Genomic DNA, 18,009 nt, shown 5'->3' on the forward strand with positions numbered 1-18,009 from the left:
AGGATATATCGCGCTATTGAATTTTTTTCCGTAGCGAGCTCCTGTATTATTCAGCCACCAGACCGCTCGCAGATTCGTTTTCCCCCTTGAGCAGACCATTTTGCCTCTGGGCCGACTTGCCAAGCCAGCTCATAAAGTCATTAGCCCCCATCGGCCTGGCATAAAGAAATCCCTGAACGAATCCTACCCCGTGGCTTAAGATGTAACGCAATTGGTGCTGGGTACTGACCCCTTCGGCAACCACATTGAGCCCCAGTCGCTGACTCAGCGTAATGATAGTATCCAGGACAGGAACATCATTGCTGCTGGTATCAATGGTATCGATAAACGTTCTGTCTATTTTAAGAGAGTCTACAGGTAATTGCTGGAGATAGGAGAGTGAGCAATAGCCGGTTCCAAAATCATCAATCGCTATTAACACGCCTTTTTCACGGAGCGTTGAAAGTTTTTCTGCGACCTGTGAAGGTTCTACAATCAGGCTACGTTCGGTGAGCTCCAACATAAGCGTTATCGTTCCCAAACGAGTCCTGAGCGCCTCTATATCTTGTATAAAACCGTCATCCATAAGATGCGCAGGCGATATATTTACGCTGATATAGAAATCATCCGGTACAGTCCAGTTTATCACGTCATGAGCAATCAGTTCGAACAGATGACGAGAGAGTGGAATAATCATGCCTTCATTTTCTGCGGCGGTAATAAAAATATCCGGGGTTATAAAACGGCCATCCGGTTGCGGCCAGCGCATTAGCGCCTCCACGCCACCGCAACTACCGTGTTTAACATTAAAAACAGGTTGATAATGTACCGTAAACTCATTGTGCGTTATTCCCCTGGCAATCTCCCGGGCCAGAGATAAACGTTTTAAATACCAGCGCCTGTAGAACAATATCATCCCTACAGAAAGACACAATGACAGCGGAACAAAAATAAAAAGGTTTTGTAACCAGTATGCCGATAACGTTGAGAAAGGGGTTCGCACCATCAGCTGGATAGTGTGATCGGTTGAGGTGAAGCGCTGCGTTAAAAACGCCTTACCGCGCAACGTCGCAGCGCTGGTAATTGCCTCCCCTGCGCCGAATGTCAGGCTAAAGGCTGATGCTCTCTCTGCAGCCAATATCTCCATGAGCTCCTGGACATACTGCGAATCCACAATGACGAAGGCCGCTTTATTCGCTGCTACTTTTTTCACATAAACCACAACAAGGCGATCGGGTCCTTCGGCCATACTACCGATAGATCGCAACCACCGTTCCGGATAAGAAGCAGGTAAAGAAAGCCCTGCCAGCCGGGAAAAATGATAGCGTTCGGTTCCTGTGACAAAGGAGCAAGTGATATCACCATTTTCCAGAAACCCAATGTCACGGACATAAGGAGTGAAGGCCCGCGTTCTGGACAGTTCTTTCAGCGTGTCAGTACAGGAACTCTCAGCCAGTCTGGCGGCTTTTCCGGCGACTTGCCAGGAGGCGGCAGATATATCCGCGCTAAACCGCAGCAGCGTATTGGCGCTGACGGCGATATCTCGTTTTAGCTGGAAGATACCCGCGAGTAACCCCACCAATATCATTACGATCAGTGGAACGGCAATAAACAACATCAGAAATAGCTTTCTTACTTTCAAATCATTGCCCTCTTACCGGCCTTCCTTTTGCCACTGTACGCTTTTATAAGTTAACTAAAGTAACATTAATATAGAAAAGCAATATTGAGAGATAGGTTATACGTTCTTAATGATAGCAAGATGGCACTCCCTGTGCCGAAAATAGACAAGAAAATATCAATACCCAACAGGGGCAGGATACTATCGTTAAAATAAGCGATAGCAGATATCTAAATTCAATATGTTAGCCAGATGCCAGGTTCGCTGCCTGATGAGGCATAACCATCACGGAACGAATTCCCATCAATACAGAGATTATTGGCTACAACTCAACGTTACTACTGGTGGTACACACATTATACAAATGTCGATTAAGCGAAAACATGTAGGTATTTTTCCCAATTTTGACCATCTTTAACTCATTAATCGTACCAGGCTGTAACAGTCTCAACCAGGAAAACAAATCGCCAGCAGTATCAGACTCAAAAGTCTTAACTGAATTGACTTTAAAAGTAAATGTTTTCATACCCGTTCTGCGTAGTTTGCTGATGCAGATATCACGAAAAAAAAGCCGTTTCTCTTTCGTATCGGTAGTAACATCGTAGTGTAGGGTAATCCTGCCGGATTTAAGATCCAGCACAAGTCCACCATCCATGTACAATTTTCGTGGCGCAATATACGCTTCTGATTTTGTCGTGCATATAAGATTATTGGTTCTATAAGAGTCACGATTTACCCACTCAAGCGCTATTACCGATCCGATTGCGACAATGGCGATAAATATTACAAATATAATCAGTAACGTTCTTTTACTGTAATACATTTTGGCACCGCCATTTCAACAGGATTTAAGCATTGCAGAAAAATATTCATATTAGGCTCCCTGATATAATAAAGATGGCGTCCATTTTGCCGGTAAACTTTAATTTTCAGAGAGTTAAAAGCAAAAACTACTTCACTTAATGTGACCTTATCCTCTTTTGTTTTATAGATTGCATAATCGTTATATTCGCCAAGATATGTAAAAAAACTATCAGGGCTGTTACGAACAGGCGCTTTATATATAGTAAATACACCATAGAGCAATGCCAGAAGAATGGCTCCTGCTAATACCACAAATACGCTGTGACGTTTAATTTTGTAAAATATGTTCTCCCGAGTCGGGGTGCCTTTAACGTTTTCATCACTCACCTTTAGGGAGGTAATTTTTTTTATAGGTTCAATGGCAACAGACAGCGACACCCCCACTCGAGGGCGAGTTACGATGTCAGATGACTGTAGACCGATGCTACTAAAATCATTTCTCATTTGATTAATGAGTTTATAGTAACTTGATTCTGAGACGCAGCCTCCACGATTTTCCCAAACAAAATGAATAATATCTTCTTTTTTGTAAAGACCATGCCAAAAAGCAAGAAGCAGATGGGTCTCAGCTTCTGATATTCTGATTATCTCATTACCATGCGATAAGGTCATCTTCGTACTATCAAATACAACACGCTTATCAAGTAAAAATATGCTTTCATTCATGACAATCCTAAAGGTAACTGCATCCATCATTCAGACGACATATTATCATGCTCAAAAAAGAATTCAGCCCCCTAATTAACCTGAGTTTAACTTATAAGTCTCACTTATAGTAAACAATAATTGACACAAGTATTACCTGCACATTACAAATCAAACAGTTATAGGTAAATCTGAACACTTTTCTTTACCTTAACGCAAACTCAGGAAACTTCTGAAAGGCCAAAAGTAAGAAAAAAGTAAGACTAATTATACTGTTTCAGAAGCACATTTCAGAAAATTTACCTTAATCTCACCATCGTATTATCCATCGGGAGGTTTAACTGATGCGGATTTTACATAGCAAAAATGTGCAGGTTTGTATTGCAACATAGTCTATCTATTCAGACGCGGAGAGAATTGTTATCGGATTACACTCAATCAAATGATAACACTATCAGTTGTACTAATGAGATGTATGGACGAAAGCGCTTATCGCTCTATTTCATGATAAGAGAAATAAGTCTGTTTGTTTTATATCGCATTATCAATAGTCAGGAGGGTATAGCTCACATCCAAAAATAGAGTTAATGATCGTTATTTTTACCACTCCTCCATAAGCACGAAACATTCGGGCGAATTGCACTCGTCCTGAAAAAGTAAAGATTAATACAGGAACATTATCATATGTCTATGAAAAAATATTTAGCAATGATCACAGGCTCGCTTCTTGTCTCCAGCAGCGCGATGGCTGTTTCTGATAACACCATCACCTTTCAAGGGGAAGTCTCTGATGAAACGTGCTCTGTCGCGATTAATGGTAATCAGGCTAAACCCGTCGTGTTATTGCCAACAGTAAGTACTAAAGACTTATCAGAACAAGGGAAAACTGCGGGGCCAATAACGTTTGATATTGGGCTGTCCGGGTGTACCGGCTCTCAGGACAAAACAACAAAAATTTCCACTGTCTTTGTCGGTAATCAGGTCACCAGTAACGGTAACCTGGGTAATACTGGCAGCGCGAAAAATGTTGAAGTCCAATTACTCGACACTTCAGGGGAGCCAATCAATCTGACCGGCGGCTTTACTGGCGACGGCGACCTACAGCTGGAACCAAATGCTTCTGAAGCGAGCGCGACTTATACCGCGCGGTATTACTCTACCGGGAAAGCAGAGGCTGGGACAGTCGCTGCCACCCTTCAATACGCCGTTTCGTATAAATAATTGTCGCTACGGTCTGGCGTTGAAACGCCAGACCATTTTCAATCGCCAGGGAGTTGTTGAGATGAAAATGGATACCCGACATTCCGCATTATATTACTTAATAGTTTTTCTATTGCTGGCCCTACCCGCCACAGCATCGTGGGCGAGCGTTACTATTTTGGGTAGCCGAATAATTTACCCATCAACAGCCTCCTCCGTAGATGTGCAGTTAAAAAATAATGATGCAATACCTTATATCGTACAAACCTGGTTTGACGATGGCGATATGAATACCAGCCCGGAAAATAGCAGCGCGATGCCGTTCATTGCCACGCCGCCGGTATTTCGTATTCAACCCAAAGCAGGCCAGGTGGTACGCGTAATTTATAACAACACGAAAAAATTGCCGCAGGATCGTGAGTCAGTATTCTGGTTTAACGTATTACAGGTACCACCAACGAATATTGGCAGCGACAGCGGACAAAATAAAATGTTGGTGATGTTGCGTTCAAGAATAAAACTTTTCTATCGTCCTGACGGGCTAGGCAAACCTGATAATCTGGCGAAAAAACTACAGATTAAAACGGTAAATAAGGGTTCCGGAAAAAGCGGTATTGTTATTGTTAATCCGCAGCCCTGGTTTGCCTCTTTAAGTAATCTGAATGTAAAAGTGAACGGCGCTTCGTATAACCTGGATGCTGACATGATTGCCCCTTTCTCCAGTCAAACCTGGTGGCTGCCGGGCAAACGGTCACTCAAATCCTTCTCCGGTACAGTCACCGTTACTTTGGTTAACGACCTGGGCGCAAGGATAAGCGAGAGCTACGATGTCCCCCACCATTAATTTGAACCGCAAAAGCCTTGCGCTATTGATCGCCATAGTTTGCTCAGGCTCCGCGCAGGGTGAAGAGTATTATTTTGATCCTGCGCTACTTCAGGGGGCCACTTACGGACAAAATATTGCCCGTTTTAATGAACAGCAAACGCCTTCCGGAGACTATCTTGCCGACGTTTACGTTAATGGCACGCTGGTAACCTCGAGCACTAATATTCGATTTAATGCTGTAAAAGAGGGTCAACAGACTGAACCCTGCCTGCCCTTATCGGTGATGAAAGCAGCACAGATAAAATCACTCCCCGCGACCGACGCTGCGACCGAGTGTCGCCCGCTCAGGGAGTGGGTGCCTCATGCCGGCTGGCAATTTGATAGCGCCACGCTTCGCCTGTTGCTGACGATTCCAATGACCGAACTTACGCACAAACCGCGCGGTTATATCTCCCCTTCAGAGTGGGATAGCGGCGCGCTGGCGCTGTTTTTACGCCATAACACAAACTGGACCCACACCGAAAATACCGACAGCCATTATCGCTACCAATACTTATGGAGCGGTTTAAACATGGGCGTTAACCTCGGACTTTGGCAGGTCCGTCATCAAAGTAATCTGCGCTATGCCAATAGCAACCAGAGCGGAAGCGCCTGGCGCTATAATAGCGTTCGAACCTGGGTGCAAAGACCTGTCGCGTCTATTAACAGTATCCTGTCGCTGGGCGATAGCTATACGGACTCCAGCTTATTCGGCAGTCTGTCTTTTAACGGGGCTAAGCTTGTCACCGACGAGCGGATGCGCCCGCAGGGCAAACGCGGTTATGCGCCGGAAGTTCGGGGCGTAGCGGCCAGTAGCGCGCACGTGGTAGTAAAACAACTGGGGAAAGTGATTTATGAAACCAACGTTCCGCCGGGCCCATTTTATATTGACGATCTGTACAACACCCGTTATCAAGGCGATCTGGAGGTAGAGGTTATCGAGGCCAGCGGTAAAACCTCACGTTTCACCGTGCCTTATTCTTCCGTGCCGGATTCGGTACGTCCCGGTAACTGGCACTATTCGCTGGCCTTCGGCAGGGTTCGTCAGTACTACGATATTGAAAATCGGTTCTTTGAGGGAACGTTCCAGCACGGCGTTAATAACACCATTACCCTCAACCTCGGTTCACGAATTGCGCAGCGTTACCAGGCATGGCTGGCGGGCGGCGTCTGGGCCACCGGTATGGGCGCGTTCGGCCTTAACGCCACCTGGTCGAATGCGCGCGCAGAGCATAACGATCGCCAACAAGGCTGGCGCGCGGAACTCAGTTACAGCAAAACGTTTACCACCGGCACTAACCTGGTACTGGCGGCTTATCGTTATTCAACCAACGGCTTTCGCGATCTTCAGGACGTGCTCGGCGTACGCCGGGAAGCAAAAACGGGGATTGATTACTACTCCGACACGCTGCATCAGCGCAATCGCCTGTCCGCGACGGTAAGCCAGCCGTTAGGACGGCTTGGTACGCTTAACCTCAGCGCCAGCACCGCAGACTACTACAATAACCAATCGCGTATAACACAGCTACAAATGGGGTATAGCAACCAGTGGCGGAATATAAGCTACGGGGTGAATATCGCACGACAGCGCACCACCTGGGATTACGATCGCTTTTATCACGGCGTTAACGAACCACTGGACGTGAGTAGCCGACAAAAATATACCGAAACCACAATGTCGTTTAATGTCTCTATACCGCTGGATTGGGGCGAAAACAGAACGTCTGTCGCCATGAATTATAACCAGTCCAGTCAAAGCCGTTCCTCAACCGTATCCATGACCGGCAGTAGCGGTGAAAACAGCGACCTGTCATGGTCGGTTTATGGCGGCTACGAGCGTTATCGCAATAGTAATAGCGATAGCAGCTCGCCAACGACGTTTGGCGGTAATCTACAACAAAACACCCGGTTTGGCGCACTTCGCGCCAACTATGACCAGGGTGATAACTATCGTCAGGAAGGACTGGGCGCGTCCGGCACCCTGGTACTCCACCCTGGCGGTCTGACGGCTGGCCCCTATACCAGCGATACCTTTGCGCTTATTCATGCCGATGGCGCGCAGGGCGCGATCGTACAAAATGGCCAGGGTGCAGTGGTTGATCGCTTTGGTTACGCCATTCTGCCTTCGTTATCTCCTTACCGCGTCAATAACGTTACGCTCGATACCCGTAAGATGCGCAGCGATGCCGAACTGACGGGAGGAAGTCAGCAGATTGTGCCCTATGCCGGCGCCATCGCGCGTGTCAATTTCGCCACTATCAGCGGCAAAGCAGTGCTGATCTCCGTGAAGATGCCGGATGGCGGCATACCGCCAATGGGCGCTGATGTTTTCAACGGTGAAGGCACAAACATCGGCATGGTCGGCCAGAGTGGGCAGATTTATGCCCGTATCGCCCATCCGTCGGGTTCTCTACTGGTGCGCTGGGGAACAGGGGCAAACCAGCGTTGCCGGGTTGCCTACCAACTCGATCTTCACACCAAAGAACCGTTTCTCTATCTGAACAAAATCTGCGAGAAGGAATAGCACAATGCTTTTTAGTTTCCGAACGCTATTGTTTATCACCAGCCTGTTCGTCAGCGCCGGAACATGGTCGTCATGTATCAAAGTCACCGATAAGAGCGCGCTCTCTGACGCGGCGATAAAAGCGGGCTACACGGCGCAAAACTGGATCGGCGCAACTGACACAAATACCGGTAATATCGGTTTGCCAACGGTGATTAGCGTCAGTAATAGTGAAACATTTCAACCCTCCGGCACGCTATTGGCCAGTGGGATCGGTAACTTCCTGACGGCTGCCACCGGCACGCCCTATTCCAGTAAACAGGTACTTTACCGCTGCGATTCTGCCGATGCCGGGAAGCTCTATGAGATGTATTCGACAAATGGCGATAGCGCTTTTGCGGGGGCATTTTTTACTCCCGAAGTAGAAGGCGCCTATTATGATGTGGAGCGTAATGTTGCTGTCCGTATGACAAACCTCAGTACCGGCGAATATTACAGCCGTTTCTGGAAAGAACGCCAACTTACCGCAGATAGTTGGTTTCAGGATGACAAATATATTTATATTCCTGCCAGCGCGTTTAGCAACGTGCTATATGAGATGTTTAAAATTGACTCAAGAAAATATTTTGCCTACCAGAATCCAATGGACCGAGATACCTGGACGCAGCCTCGGGGTTATATCGCGTTTAAAGGCCCAGGCTTGATTACCGAGCGGATCAAAGCGGGACTGGATCATGCCAGCGATTATTATGGCTGGCCCAGCTATTGGCCCGGGGCATGGAGTACATATAATAGCGTCACCTATGTTCGCGGCGCGTTATGTAAAATCACAGATTATCCTGCGATCGTGAAAATTCCCCCTGTCGCCGTCGGCATATTAGCCGCCGGAGGCAATAGCCAGGCGCCTTTCCACGTCAGCCTGGAATGTGAGTCCGGCGCCGTGTCCAGCGCCCTCCCGTCCACCAGCGCCGCTAATGTCGCAATGGGGTTTGTCGTTAATCAACCCACCGCCGTGGCGGCGGCGCGTCGCCTGGGGCTAACCACATCCGCAGGCGGTCTGTCGTGGCTACTGGACACCCATTATGGCGAACCTGGCGTAGCTTCCGGAGTGGGTATCCGCATCTATAACGATGCCGGTACGCCGATTAACCTGTTACCCGATCGGATCAAGACAGGCACTGGCAACGCCCGAGGCTGGTATGGCTATAAAGATTTAACCACACGGGTATCATCCGGTTCAGTAGAAACCTATAGCGGTGATTTTACTGCCTCGCTTGAGGCGATCGGCGGACAAACAGTAACGGCAGGAAGCGTGAATGCGCAATTACAGGCAGTGGTTAGTTTTCAGTAAAGTCATATTAACGCTACTTGGGTTGACGGGATGGTATGGCCCGGCACAAGCCGCCGTTAATATTGACAGAACCCGAATTATTTTTGCTTCAGATGAGGTCGCTCAATCGTTGACATTATCCAACGATAATACAACGCCGATGCTGTTACAGGTATGGACCGACGCCGGAAACATTGACGCCTCTCCGGATAACAGCAAAACGCCGCTAGTGGCGCTGCCGCCGGTATTTAAAATGCAGCCAGGAGAACTGAGAACGCTTCGCCTGCTCCTGAGTTCCCGCCAGCAGCTTGCAACGGACCGGGAGAGTCTCTTCTGGCTAAACATTTATCAGATACCGCCAGTCACCCAGGACATTAAAAACCACCCGCGAAAACTGGTGTTACCGCTTCGTTTGCGACTAAAAATTTTAATTCGCCCGACCGGATTAAAAGCGCCAACGGAAGCGGAGGAGAAAAAATTACGCTTTATTGCTAAAGAGAATACTATACGGATAGTTAACCCCACCTCGTGGTATATGAGTTTAACGTTAACGATGGATAACAAGAAAAGTATCGGCGATATCATGGTTGCGCCGAAAACAGCACTTGATGTGCCGCTAACACGCTCGCCAACGCCGGGAGCATCGATAAATTATGCAGTAATCAATGATTCCGGGAACTGGCGACAATATACCGCCATACTGGAAAAATATATTAGTAAGAGTAATTTTATTCCTGAGTTTTGATGGGAAATATTCAGGGATACGATCGTATCCCTGAGACAGGCCAGAATTCAGCATGTTCCATTGTCAAAAATAGCATTAAGCTGATATTTTACTTTTTGCACGGCATCTTTGTTCTGTTGAGTTCCCTTCTCCTCAACAGACATATCCCATACGTTTTCATTATCTGATTCAATTAATGTGTAGAACGTATTATTATTACGCATCATATAACCACGAAAATTATTTTCGATGCCCGTTGTCACAGGCTTAGCAGCCCCTGAAATAACAGACTCCATCTCTTTATTGAAAATCTGGTATTGAATATTTGCGCAGTTTAAATCACAGGGGGAACATTTAAGATTTAAAACAAGCAGTATCGTGTTATTTTCAAAAACAAGGGCATAATGATTGCTGGCAGATGAACATAACGGGAATAACGCGAGAAGGAGAATTATTATCAATTTCATATTTTTATATAGACTCCGTCAAAGAAAACTTTCATTTCACGCCCCTGAGAATAGCGAAAGGCATACCATGCAGAACGAATGCTTTCCGAGCTGACGTCCTCATAGACATTTATACCATGCTCAGCAAGTATGCGAGAAAGAAAATGAGAAGATTGTTATGACAGAAAAGGTTGTAACGATAACAGGAACAATACCTATTTCATATTCATTTAATTAATAATATTAATTTTCTATTTCATCTTTGGTAATACCCCCAATGGATTTTCCGCCTATAATGCTGCACAGGTAGCTGCTTCTCTTTTGCTGTGAGAAAACATTACATTGGTGTAACTAATGAGAATGAGCAGAGGCATTAAGTCACGTAATATTGCGTTTCCTCTGTTAAGGCTTTTGTGTGAAAAGAGCATTACTTTTAGTCAGTTAGGTAGCATTACATAAGCATAACTAAATTTGAGAAAACCTCGAAAAATCAGCATATTGAATTGATGTATGGTATTGTTTTTTTAAAAGGATTTTAATTTCCAACCTGCGATAATACGCTTAAGATGAACACATATCTATTGAGCTAAAGTAGTCGCTCAATCAATCTGATTGTTATGGAGTGAGTGTGTGATACTTACAATGCCATCCAGCCGATACCAATAGAATCCTCAACCTCCGATAATCGTCACCCAAAAATCAGAAGATAAAATATGACGTTAAAACCAGGTGAGAAATCCGGTAATAATGGAGGTATCTATGTGGAGGTTGGGCCGCGTGGTGGGATAAAAGATAACTTCGCCACGATAGCGGAAACAAAACCGCGCCACCAACGCAACGCCCTAAAAGCTACTGGGTGCTGGCAAAAAGAACACCTAACAGTAAACGTAAGTCAGAGCATCTGGCGCCACGACAGTTGGCGCCGACTGATCACAATACGCCCGGTGCTTTACCGCCTGGCAAGCATTGTGCAAGATGCTCCGTGAGGAAATCGATGCAGATTTTGATACGATCAGAACTTGATGAACGCCGGGTATATACAGCCCAGATATTCGCTTCCTGATACCACTGAGGCAACACGCGAACCAGCTCACCTCGTTCAATATACTGCGCAACATCCCATTCCGACCGCAATGTAATGCCATGGCCTTTCAGGGCCCAAATAAGCACCACACTGCCGCTGTTGGAAGAATGAAAACCGTTTAGTCGGCAATGTGTCTGCTGCTTACCGTCCGTTAATATCCAATTGCCAAATGCCGAGTTTTTTTCCTGAATCATTAGGCAATCGTGCTGCACAAGCGCACTAACAGACTCTGGCTTGCCGTGGCGTTCGAGGTATTCAGGGGAAGCACACAGGATCCGTCGATTAGTGGCTAACTGCCGTGCGATATACAATTCGTTGATATCATCCCCAACGCGAATTTCAATATCGATCCCCTCTTCCACCAGATCCACTTCACGATCCGTTAGCGTGAGTTTTACCGTAATATCAGGATAGGCGATCATAAATGACGACAGCGCCTCTGCGACATATTTATGCCCAAAACCAAATGAGCAGTTGATGGTGATATTACCAGCCAACACACCACGTTGATTATCCAGACGACTTACAAAACCATCCATTTCACTGACGACCTGCATAGCCCCACCCAGCGCATTTTCGCCTTCCGGTGTGAGACGCATCACTCTGTTATTTCGAAAAAAAAGCCGGGCGTTGAGACATTTTTCAAGGATAGCGATACGTTTGCTGATATAGGAGGGAGATAACCCCAGCTCCAGCGCTGCCCGGGCAAATCCACCGTTGCGAGCAACGGTGACAAAAACGAAAAGATCTTCAACAGAAGGCCAGCCCTCAAGGGGCTGGCGATGTTTTTTTCCTACAGGTGTCGTTTTCATAGCATCAGTGCGAAGTTGCAAAAGATGACCGAGTTATAACACTGAATGTAAAAAGGACTGAAGTTTCTGGATAAAGTACTCAGGACACTCTTCCTGCGGGGAGTGTCCGCAAGGCAATGCTTCCCCCTGAACGTTTAGCGCCTTTTCTTTCCAGGTACCAACCACATCATATAGTTGCCCTACCGTTCCCAGCCCTCCCCACAGCAACTGTAACGGACACCGGATACGCGCCGACGTATCTGCGGCATCATCGTCCAAATCAATGGTCGCAGCAGCCCGGTAGTCCTCACAGATCGCGTGGATCATCTCAGGGTTCTGGTAACAGCGCAGGTATTCATTGAATGCTTCCTGCGAGGTCGCGCCCTCTATTTTTAGCTGGCCAGAAATATGCTTACGCAGAAAAAATGCCGGATCGTGCGCAATCATCGTTTCAGGTAACGGGAACGGTTGAATCAGGAAAAACCACCAAAAGTAACGCGTAGCAAAGGATTTATCGGTCAAGGCGTACATCGTCGCGGTTGGAGCAATGTCGATAAAAGTACAACAGGTCACACGATCCGGATAATCCAGCGCGAGCCTGTGTCCTACGCGTCCGCCACGATCATGCCCTACGAAGGCAAAACGGGAAAAGCCGAGCGCGTCCATTAACATGACGATATCCTGCGCCATGGTGCGCTTTGAATAGGTACGGTGCGCCGGATCGCTCGTTGGTTTATCGCTGTCGCCATAGCCACGCAAATCCGGCAAAATGACTGTATGATTTTGCGCCAATGTCGGTGCGACTTTCCGCCATGTTGTATGATTCTGCGGATGCCCATGTAGCAGTACCAAAGGTGAACCGCTGCCTCCGATAGCCACTCTTACCGTCAGACCATTTTCCAGACGAACATCCTTGAGCGCAAACCCCGGAATAAACGGAGAGGCGCCGCATTCAATCAGTGTACTCATCACTTTCTCCCGTCATGCCAGCTAACAGATGATGTTAAATAACGGCTATCCCGGACGACATTGCGCAGGGTTCCAATATGTTCAATCTCAACTTCAATAACATCACCATCGTGTAAAAACAGCGGTGGAACGCGTTTTTTGCCCACTCCACCAGGCGACCCTGTGAGGATCGTGTCGCCAGGGGAAAGCAGAGTAAAGGTGCTTATATAAGCAATGAGTGAAGCGATAGGATGGATCATATTTGCCGTAGATTCGTTCTGCACCTCCCGCCCGTTTAGTCGTGTCAGTAAACGTAGCATCTGGGGATCGGGAATGTCGTCTGTGGTCACCAGACACGGACCGAATGATCCTGTCGAAGGCCAGTTTTTTCCAGCCGTAAACCAGCTATGCTGCCAGTCCCTCACTGAACCATCCATATAGCAGCTGTATCCGGCGACATAATCTAAAGCATCCTCAGCGCTGACCCGGGAGCATCGCCGCCCAATCACTACGGCTAATTCACCTTCGTAGTCGAACTCATTGGTATTTTCAGGCTTCAGCAGCAGGCCATTATGCCCGGTCTGAGAATCCGCAAAGCGGACAAAAAGGGTTGGGGCCGGGTTGGTTTCATTAAACTCAATACGCTTATCGGCGTAATTCATTCCGACACAGATGATCTTCTGCGGATCGTCAATCACCGGCAGAAAAGTGACTTCCTGGTAGTAATAATCCGCCGGCTCATCACACCATAACGCCGCATCCGTCAGCGCATTAGCGCACAGTAGAGATTTCAAAGTGGGATATTTGTCGCCAAGCCGCTGCGAGAGATCAATTATTCCGGTTTCCTGCATAATGCCGTAGCGTTTGCCACCGTTCACAAGATATTGAACCAGTTTCATTGCAGTCTTCTTCCTTAACCGCGCGGAGATGCAGGGCGTTTTAACCACGGCCGCCGTGAATAATGCGCAACCTCAAAATTTTCAATCTCCGGCAAGTATTGCAATGTCCAGGCTATCGCATCTTCGCCTGCGGCCAGCATCGCCCGTTTGAGTTCATTGATCACAAAGGAGATCGTTTCCTCTGCCGTCGTAATTTCGCAGCGATCGAGTGAAACAGTGATAGAATTGGTATCAGCACTCGCGGCAAGCTGCGCCAGGCGCGCCAAAGCAGGTTCATCTAATGAGACCGTGAGGATCCCGTTGCGTTGGCAGTTATCATCGAAAATGCCTGCAAATGTGCTACCTATCAGCCCCCGTATTCCCAGTTGTTTTAATCCCCATACGGCGTGTTCACGACTCGATCCACAGCCAAAATTGGGGCCAACCAGCAGGAATGTCGCGCTCTGCCAGCCCGGCATGTTCAGAATAAAATCAGGATTTGGTTGGCCGCCAGCCATAAAGCGACGATCGAAAAACACCCCTTTATCCAGCCCCTGGCGATCGATCCCTTTCAGGAACTGTTTTGGCATAATCACATCAGTGTCGATATTCGGTTCCAGCATCGGCGCAATTCGCCCGCTGATTTGCTTAAACGTATCCATCTTATTCCCCTGCCTGAAGTAATGACCGAACATCGACCAGATGCCCCGCTACCGCCGCCGCCGCAACCATCGCCGGGCTCATCAAATGCGTTCTTGCTCCAGCGCCCTGTCGTCCAGGGAAATTACGGTTCGTACCTGATGCACAGCGATCGCCGGGCGACAACACATCTTCATTCATCGCAAGGCACATTGAGCAACCCGACTGCCGCCATTCAAAACCGGCAGCAATAAAGATTTTCGCCAGTCCTTCTTCTTCCGCCTGGCGTCTTACCATTGTTGAACCAGGCACAATGATCCCGCGAACATGGCTGGCGATTTTGCGCCCTTCAAGCACCTTCGCAACGGCACGCAAATCCTCAATGCGACCATTTGTGCATGAACCAATAAAAGCGTGAGAGATACGAATATCTTTCAGCAACATGCCAGCCGTTAATCCCATGTAATGAAGGGCCTTCTCAAGCGCCAGGCGCTTAAGCGGATTGGTTTCCTGTTCCGGGAAAGGGACACGTCCGGTGATGGAACCTGTTTGATCCGGACTGATTCCCCAGGTGACTTTAGGCTCAAGATCATGGCAGTTGATCGCCACCGTCTTATCAAATACCGCATCAGCATCGCTGCTCAACTGTGACCATTCCAGCAATGCCTGCTGCCAGAGTTCACCTACAGGCATTTGCGGTTTACCGTAGATATAGTCAAAAACCTTTTTATCCGGCGCAATAATGGCACCACGCGCCCCCACTTCTACCGCCATGTTGCAGAGCGTCATTCGTCCTTCAACGCTCAACGCGCTGATGGCCTCACCCACAAATTCAATGGCATATCCGGTCGCGCCATCAGCGCCAATACGTTCAAGCAATTCAAGAACAATATCTTTTGCGGAACAGGCGAAAGGTAGCTCTCCCTGAACACTTACGCGCATGGTTTTGAGCTTGCGGTAAACCAGCGTCTGCGTGGCCAGCAGATGTTCAATTTCCGACGTCCCGATACCAAAGCCCAGCGCGCCAAATGCACCGTAGGTTGTCGTGTGACTATCCCCGGCGGCGATCACCATGCCAGGCATCACTAGCCCTTGTTCATGAGCAACCACGTGTTCAATCCCCTGACGCGGATCCAGCACATCAAATAATGTGATGCCAAAGTCAGCGGCATTTTCCCGAAAGTAATCAACCTGTAGCTGTCCTCCCGGATCGGTCATTAAGTCATCCCGTTGCGACCGCGTGGGATTAACATGGTCAATATTCAATAAAAACGTGTCGGGGTGCCGAACGGTGCGGCCGCGTTCTCTTAACCCGCTAAATGCCTGCGGGCTGGTATATTCATTCAGTATTGAACGATCAATATAAAGTAAAACATGTCCTTCGTTATCAAGTTCACGAATGGTATGTGACTCAACTAATTTTTCATACAGCGTTTTAGCAGACATATATATTCCTGGAGCAACGAATATCCGGGTAGCCAAATATTCACAGTTTAAGCTTTTAGCTATAGTGACACATTAATGAAAAAATGATGATTCCATTATGGAAAGTATAAAAACACACTTCGTGTCTATAATCAGAAACTCTCCTGAACTGACTGTTTTTTGATTTGCGGTTGTTTCTCATATTTTGCGAAAATAAACCGGCAGATAAATAATCCTATCCCCAGCATCATCAGACATGATGCCGCAATAGCATTCCATCCCTGCCAGGAGAAAAGATACCCGTTTAAATACCCCATTACTGCACCGCCAGAGTAGTAGCAAAGCAGATAAAACGATGTCGCCTGTCCTTTTGCGTTTGGACTCCGTGAACTGACCCAGGCTAATACGGTGGAATGAGCAGAGAAAAATGCGACTGACAGTAAAACGATACCTGAAATGAAAACCCACAGAGAAGGGGCGATTAGCGTAAGAAATGCACCGACCATCATACAGATGATCAGCATACTGAGCGCATTCATCGACCCAATATTCAACGCGACACGGGCAGCATATGGCGCAAGAAAAAAAGTTAATGAGAAGCTAACTGGAATCAAACCTATCCAGGTGTAGCTCAGCTCATAAGGCGGTCGATGCAGGTAAAACGCCAGAAAATTAAAGATGGACGTAAAAGAGCCGAAAAGAATAAATCCAATGACAAAACATAATGATACGCGGATATTCTTAAAATGTTCCAACCCGCCTTTCAACACTGCACCAAGCTGTAGTGAAGGTGTAGGAACAAACTGTCGGGATGTCGGGAGAAACAACTTCACCGCGAGTGCCATAGCAATCAGAACACCACCGAAGATAAAGAAAATCGTATCTATAGATACATGCTCCATCATCAAAGTTGCAAACACACGACCAGACATACTCCCTAGCGAATTGCCAAAAATAAAATATCCAGTAACAATCCCTGCCAAAGCAGGAGAGACTTCTTCACTGATATAGACTGTAACGGCCGCCGTAATACCACTTACTGCAATGCCGAGCAAAGCGCGGTATACCACCAGCATCGGCCATGATGATGCAGTTGCGCACAATAGAGTTAAAATACCTCCTGCCAGCAACGAATAAAAAATGATTGGCTTTCGCCCAAAACGGTCAGATAACGTGCCGCTAAATAACATGGCTAATGCCAGAAACCCCACCTCAGCAGACAAAATCATCCCTACCTGATTCAATGGGATATTATAAACCTCACTTAACTTTGGTAATAAAGCCTGGATTGAATATAAAGAAGCTAACTCTGCCAAACCCGCCAGAGGTAATATCATTAAAATAGGCAAGTACTTACCTATTGTCTCTTCAATATTATTTTTCATACACAATGTTCCGTAAAAGATCCTGATTGCCATCTGCCTGTTTGCCAACAAACATCCGTGTATACAATATTTATCTTTTACGTTTGCAGAATTGACAGCGTTCACATTTTATTTTTCTTAATAGAGACAAAATGGAATCAAGTATTTTATGAAATGTAGATCATCTAAGAATGACGCGGTAATGGCAACGTAGTAAGTTATGAACTATATATTTATTCAATAAATATATAGACATTAATTTGACGAAAAGAAATGAATCGGCAGTCCAAAACTGTCACTGGCAACCCCTTCTGGACGCCGCCATCCTTAGATGGAAACGTCCGTTAGCGTTTTATTCGATAGTCAGCTCACACGAGTTCTTTGAGCTGCTCCTGCATATAGGTTGAAAAATACTCTGGGTTTTTGATAAGGATGCGGTTACCGGAGGCGACTTTTTCTGCCCATCCGGCCACTTTTTTCGTGAACTCAGGATTCCATCCCTCCTGCTCACCCCGTGCCATCACAACTTCCGGGCTTACTGGCACGCCTAAATCATGCAAATACTTTAAAATTCCCTTAGCGGTACTTTCATCCATTGAATGGGGTACTGACGCCGATGTGTTCATACCACCAATAAAATCCAAGGCTTTCTCAATTGCTGTTGGCATGCTCTTATCCTTAAAATTAACCACGTGAGAGACAC

The 18,009-nt window shown here is 47.0% G+C and carries 16 protein-coding genes and 1 pseudogene; 6 read left to right on the forward strand and 11 right to left on the reverse strand.

What is annotated here, in order from left to right:
* Positions 1–46: 46 nt before the first annotated feature.
* The 3 genes and pseudogenes from ABVN36_RS19190 to ABVN36_RS19200 all read right to left on the reverse strand — a co-directional run bounded on the left by ABVN36_RS19190 (position 47) and on the right by ABVN36_RS19200 (position 3,130).
* A complete protein-coding gene (locus tag ABVN36_RS19190; protein WP_000868293.1) occupies positions 47–1,621 on the reverse strand; it encodes an EAL domain-containing protein in 1,575 nt (524 codons plus the stop codon).
* A 501-nt stretch (positions 1,622–2,122) separates the two neighbouring features.
* Positions 2,123–2,423, reverse strand: a pseudogene (locus tag ABVN36_RS19195) (hypothetical protein).
* The gene (locus ABVN36_RS19200) at positions 2,396–3,130 is read right to left on the reverse strand and encodes a hypothetical protein (RefSeq protein ID WP_023139048.1); all 735 of its coding nucleotides are present in this window, start codon (positions 3,128–3,130) and stop codon (positions 2,396–2,398) included. Before ABVN36_RS19200 ends, ABVN36_RS19195 begins: the two are co-directional and overlap by 28 nt.
* A gap of 663 nt (positions 3,131–3,793) precedes the next feature.
* On the opposite strand from ABVN36_RS19200, the gene ABVN36_RS19205 reads away from it, so the two are divergent.
* The 5 genes from ABVN36_RS19205 to stbE all read left to right on the forward strand — a co-directional run bounded on the left by ABVN36_RS19205 (position 3,794) and on the right by stbE (position 9,752).
* Complete coding sequence (locus ABVN36_RS19205; RefSeq protein WP_023139049.1) at positions 3,794–4,330, forward strand: fimbrial protein; 537 nt, start codon at positions 3,794–3,796, stop codon at positions 4,328–4,330.
* A gap of 61 nt (positions 4,331–4,391) precedes the next feature.
* Positions 4,392–5,153, forward strand: coding sequence for a fimbrial biogenesis chaperone StbB (stbB, locus tag ABVN36_RS19210; RefSeq protein WP_000781492.1), 762 nt, complete (start codon positions 4,392–4,394; stop codon positions 5,151–5,153).
* A complete protein-coding gene (locus ABVN36_RS19215; protein ID WP_023139050.1) occupies positions 5,137–7,698 on the forward strand; it encodes a fimbrial outer membrane usher protein in 2,562 nt (853 codons plus the stop codon). Before stbB ends, ABVN36_RS19215 begins: the two co-directional genes overlap by 17 nt.
* 4 nt (positions 7,699–7,702) lie before the next feature.
* Positions 7,703–9,028, forward strand: coding sequence for a fimbrial usher protein StbD (gene stbD, locus ABVN36_RS19220; protein ID WP_000899098.1), 1,326 nt, complete (start codon positions 7,703–7,705; stop codon positions 9,026–9,028).
* The gene (gene stbE / locus ABVN36_RS19225; RefSeq protein WP_001247037.1) at positions 8,994–9,752 is read left to right on the forward strand and encodes a fimbrial biogenesis chaperone StbE; all 759 of its coding nucleotides are present in this window, start codon (positions 8,994–8,996) and stop codon (positions 9,750–9,752) included. Before stbD ends, stbE begins: the two co-directional genes overlap by 35 nt.
* Positions 9,753–9,799: 47 nt before the next feature.
* Here stbE and ABVN36_RS19230 read toward each other — a convergent pair whose 3' ends face one another.
* Positions 9,800–10,198 (reverse strand): hypothetical protein, encoded by a 399-nt coding sequence (locus ABVN36_RS19230; RefSeq protein WP_023139051.1) that lies wholly within the window; start codon positions 10,196–10,198, stop codon positions 9,800–9,802.
* A gap of 692 nt (positions 10,199–10,890) precedes the next feature.
* On the opposite strand from ABVN36_RS19230, the gene ABVN36_RS19235 reads away from it, so the two are divergent.
* The gene (locus ABVN36_RS19235; protein WP_033903679.1) at positions 10,891–11,163 is read left to right on the forward strand and encodes a hypothetical protein; all 273 of its coding nucleotides are present in this window, start codon (positions 10,891–10,893) and stop codon (positions 11,161–11,163) included.
* Here ABVN36_RS19235 and ABVN36_RS19240 read toward each other — a convergent pair.
* The 7 genes from ABVN36_RS19240 to ABVN36_RS19270 form a co-directional block, all read right to left on the reverse strand.
* Entirely contained in the window at positions 11,108–12,073 is a 966-nt protein-coding gene (locus tag ABVN36_RS19240) for a LysR family transcriptional regulator (RefSeq protein ID WP_000859023.1), read from the reverse strand. The two genes, ABVN36_RS19235 and ABVN36_RS19240, sit on opposite strands and share 56 nt — an antisense overlap.
* Positions 12,074–12,106: 33 nt before the next feature.
* Positions 12,107–13,021: an alpha/beta fold hydrolase gene (locus ABVN36_RS19245; protein ID WP_000105592.1), complete on the reverse strand. Its 915-nt coding sequence runs from the start codon at positions 13,019–13,021 to the stop codon at positions 12,107–12,109.
* Positions 13,021–13,899 (reverse strand): fumarylacetoacetate hydrolase family protein, encoded by an 879-nt coding sequence (locus ABVN36_RS19250; RefSeq protein ID WP_000780210.1) that lies wholly within the window; start codon positions 13,897–13,899, stop codon positions 13,021–13,023. The genes ABVN36_RS19245 and ABVN36_RS19250 overlap by 1 nt, the downstream gene beginning before the upstream one ends.
* Before the next feature lie 14 nt (positions 13,900–13,913).
* A complete protein-coding gene (gene leuD, locus ABVN36_RS19255) occupies positions 13,914–14,540 on the reverse strand; it encodes a 3-isopropylmalate dehydratase small subunit (protein WP_023139053.1) in 627 nt (208 codons plus the stop codon).
* Position 14,541: 1 nt separating this feature from the next.
* Complete coding sequence (gene leuC, locus ABVN36_RS19260) at positions 14,542–15,963, reverse strand: 3-isopropylmalate dehydratase large subunit (protein ID WP_001274857.1); 1,422 nt, start codon at positions 15,961–15,963, stop codon at positions 14,542–14,544.
* A 131-nt stretch (positions 15,964–16,094) separates the two neighbouring features.
* Positions 16,095–17,333 carry an MFS transporter gene (locus tag ABVN36_RS19265; protein WP_012543325.1) on the reverse strand — a complete coding sequence of 413 codons (1,239 nt, stop codon included), beginning with the start codon at positions 17,331–17,333 and terminating at the stop codon, positions 16,095–16,097.
* A 341-nt stretch (positions 17,334–17,674) separates the two neighbouring features.
* Positions 17,675–17,998 carry a DUF1889 family protein gene (locus tag ABVN36_RS19270; protein WP_071591294.1) on the reverse strand — a complete coding sequence of 108 codons (324 nt, stop codon included), beginning with the start codon at positions 17,996–17,998 and terminating at the stop codon, positions 17,675–17,677.
* Between the last annotated feature and the right edge of the window lie 11 nt (positions 17,999–18,009).

This window comes from Salmonella sp. SJTUF15581 (genome assembly GCF_043356775.1).
Lineage (GTDB): Bacteria > Pseudomonadota > Gammaproteobacteria > Enterobacterales > Enterobacteriaceae > Salmonella > Salmonella enterica.

Coding starts and splice junctions, on each gene's coding strand:
- ABVN36_RS19250 (WP_000780210.1), bottom strand. CDS start 13,899: ATGAAACTGGTTCAATATCTTGTGAACGGTGGCAAACGCTACGGCATT.
- ABVN36_RS19205 (WP_023139049.1), top strand. CDS start 3,794: ATGTCTATGAAAAAATATTTAGCAATGATCACAGGCTCGCTTCTTGTC.
- leuD (WP_023139053.1), bottom strand. CDS start 14,540: ATGGATACGTTTAAGCAAATCAGCGGGCGAATTGCGCCGATGCTGGAA.
- stbD (WP_000899098.1), top strand. CDS start 7,703: ATGCTTTTTAGTTTCCGAACGCTATTGTTTATCACCAGCCTGTTCGTC.
- ABVN36_RS19230 (WP_023139051.1), bottom strand. CDS start 10,198: ATGAAATTGATAATAATTCTCCTTCTCGCGTTATTCCCGTTATGTTCA.
- stbB (WP_000781492.1), top strand. CDS start 4,392: ATGAAAATGGATACCCGACATTCCGCATTATATTACTTAATAGTTTTT.
- ABVN36_RS19245 (WP_000105592.1), bottom strand. CDS start 13,021: ATGAGTACACTGATTGAATGCGGCGCCTCTCCGTTTATTCCGGGGTTT.
- ABVN36_RS19215 (WP_023139050.1), top strand. CDS start 5,137: ATGTCCCCCACCATTAATTTGAACCGCAAAAGCCTTGCGCTATTGATC.
- leuC (WP_001274857.1), bottom strand. CDS start 15,963: ATGTCTGCTAAAACGCTGTATGAAAAATTAGTTGAGTCACATACCATT.
- ABVN36_RS19240 (WP_000859023.1), bottom strand. CDS start 12,073: ATGAAAACGACACCTGTAGGAAAAAAACATCGCCAGCCCCTTGAGGGC.
- stbE (WP_001247037.1), top strand. CDS start 8,994: ATGCGCAATTACAGGCAGTGGTTAGTTTTCAGTAAAGTCATATTAACG.
- ABVN36_RS19235 (WP_033903679.1), top strand. CDS start 10,891: ATGACGTTAAAACCAGGTGAGAAATCCGGTAATAATGGAGGTATCTAT.
- ABVN36_RS19200 (WP_023139048.1), bottom strand. CDS start 3,130: ATGAATGAAAGCATATTTTTACTTGATAAGCGTGTTGTATTTGATAGT.